This window comes from Vibrio sp. 811 (assembly GCF_033339195.1).
In genome coordinates this window covers 1-761 of sequence record NZ_JAWOUB010000322.1, presented here as the reverse complement: position 1 = coordinate 761, position 761 = coordinate 1, and the positions used below count along the sequence as shown (strand labels likewise).

Annotated in this window: 2 protein-coding genes; one reads left to right on the top strand and one right to left on the bottom strand. The window is 40.9% G+C overall.

Annotated features, from left to right (window positions below; all coding sequences use genetic code 11):
* Positions 1–268, bottom strand: a 268-nt coding sequence (locus R7Q46_RS26625; RefSeq protein ID WP_318078148.1) for a Nif3-like dinuclear metal center hexameric protein, incomplete at its 3' end; no start/stop codon positions are given.
* Between the two features lie 137 nt (positions 269–405).
* Here R7Q46_RS26625 and R7Q46_RS26620 point away from each other — a divergent pair.
* Positions 406–761: DUF1853 family protein (locus R7Q46_RS26620; protein ID WP_318078147.1), on the top strand; the 356-nt coding region annotated here is incomplete at its 3' end.

Sequence of the window (761 nt, the reverse complement as noted above, 5' to 3'; positions counted from 1 at the left end):
CACTTTTAATTAGGCTACGAATTCGCTTACCTTTCATACCGCGAATGGGTTCTGGCTCCCCTTTCCAAAAATAACCATGGTGGACCAATAACGCATCGGCTCTGAGTTCAATCGCTTTATCAATTAATGCTTGAGAAGCAGTAACTCCAGTAACTACGCGCTTGATCTGTGGACAGCCTTCAACCTGTAAGCCATTTGGCGCGTAATCTTTAATTAACTCGGGCGAGAGTTTGCTGTTGAGAATCTTTTCTAACTGTAAATTATTCATTATCACTTCCAATTTCGAGCGAGTACCTCAAAGTGTATATCGAACTATGACACTGATGCTAGCTACCCTATTCTACTAACCAAATTTAGTTACAATAACGAGGCTCGCTGCTTTATCAACATCACTAAGGAATCAGGATGAATCAACTGCAACGTCTTTATCAATGGATCACCTCTTCTCCTCCTCTTTTTCAGTTGCTCCCTCCTTTTGCTACATTGGAAGACTTATCGATTAAACCTCTGGATGAATCTGAAGAGTACCAAGGGAACCCGAGACTGGGTTTTTTGTATCAGCATTTATGTACCGCTGCACTTGCTAATTCAGAACAATATGAAATTCTTGCAGAAGAAATTCAACTCAACGATAGCGACGGAAAAACCATTGGTGCGATAGATCTCATACTCAAAAATAGAACATTGGACCAACTAGAACATTGGGAAGTAGCGATTAAGTTTTATCTTTTACATGAAGGGGTGTGGTATGGCCCTAACGC